Origin of the sequence: Clostridium sp. CAG:43 (genome assembly GCF_000434655.1) — a bacterium.
In the GTDB taxonomy this organism is placed as follows: domain Bacteria; phylum Bacillota; class Clostridia; order Lachnospirales; family Lachnospiraceae; genus Otoolea; species Otoolea fessa.
Window position 1 is genome coordinate 7,303 of record NZ_FR895116.1, and the last position, 1,180, is coordinate 8,482.

A 1,180-nucleotide genomic window follows, 5' to 3' on the forward strand; every position below is an offset into this window, starting at 1 on the left:
ATGCCTCCTGCGGCGACATCGCCACGATCGGGTCAATATAGTCAAAATCCATCAGCGTCGATTTATCCCGGCTGAACCGGCGCTTGATCTCCGCCAGTGCGCTGACCAGGCGCTCTACCTCCCGCTGCCGGTCACCGATAGACAGATATGCCAGAATATTTCCCAGATCACCAAATTCCGCCTGGATATCGTACTCGTCCCGGAGAAGATCATAAACCTCGATCCCCGCCAGCCCGATATCGCGCGTGTGAATTGAAAGTTTGGTCACATCGAAATCATAAATGCTGTCGCCGTTTATCAGCTCCTTTGAATAGGCATAATAACCGCCAATCCGGTTGATTTCTGTTCTCGCATACTCCGCCAGCTCCACCACCTGCTTAAATGCCTCACGCCCGCGAAGCGCCAGGTTCCGTCTGGAGATGTCGAGGCTGGAAAGGAGCAGGTAGGAACCACTCGTCGTCTGCGTCAGATTGATAATCTGGCGGACATACCCGGCGGACATACCCGGACCCGTCAGAAGAATCGAGCTCTGCGTCAGGCTCCCGCCCGATTTGTGCATCGAAACCGCCGCCATATCCGCCCCAGCTGCCATCGCGGAAACCGGCATATTTTCCCCGAAATAAAAATGGGTTCCATGCGCCTCATCAACTAAACACAACATCCCATGCTCATGTGCCAGCTTTACGATCGAGCGCAGATCCGAACAGATGCCGTAATACGTCGGATTATTCACAAACACCGCCTTAGCATCTGGATTTTCCTTGATCGCCCGGCGCACATCTTCCACACGCATTCCAAGAGGAATCCCCAGTCTCTTATCGCCAGCCGGATTCACATAGACCGGAACCGCACCGCCAAGCACCATCGCGCCCATGACACTGCGGTGGACATTTCGCGGCAATATAATCTTCTCGCCTCGCTTGACTGCCGTCAGCACCATGCTCTGGACCGCCGATGTCGTACCGCCGACCATCAGGAATGCGTGTGCCGCCCCGAATGCCTCAGCCGCCAGCTGCTCCGCATCCGCAATGACGGACACTGGATGGCAGAGGTTATCGAGCGGCTTCATGGAATTGACGTCCAGCCGCATGCAGGTCTCTCCTAAAAGTTTCGTCAGCTCCGGGTTGCCGCGCCCCCTTTTGTGCCCCGGAACATTAAACGGCACCACGCGCATCTTCTG

Annotated in this window: 1 protein-coding gene; it reads right to left on the reverse strand. The window is 55.9% G+C overall.

Features of this window, described 5'->3' with window-relative positions; translation table 11 throughout:
- Window positions 1-1,180 (reverse strand): aminotransferase class I/II-fold pyridoxal phosphate-dependent enzyme (locus tag QVO97_RS11925; RefSeq protein WP_288189762.1); only part of this gene is annotated, 1,180 nt, incomplete at both ends.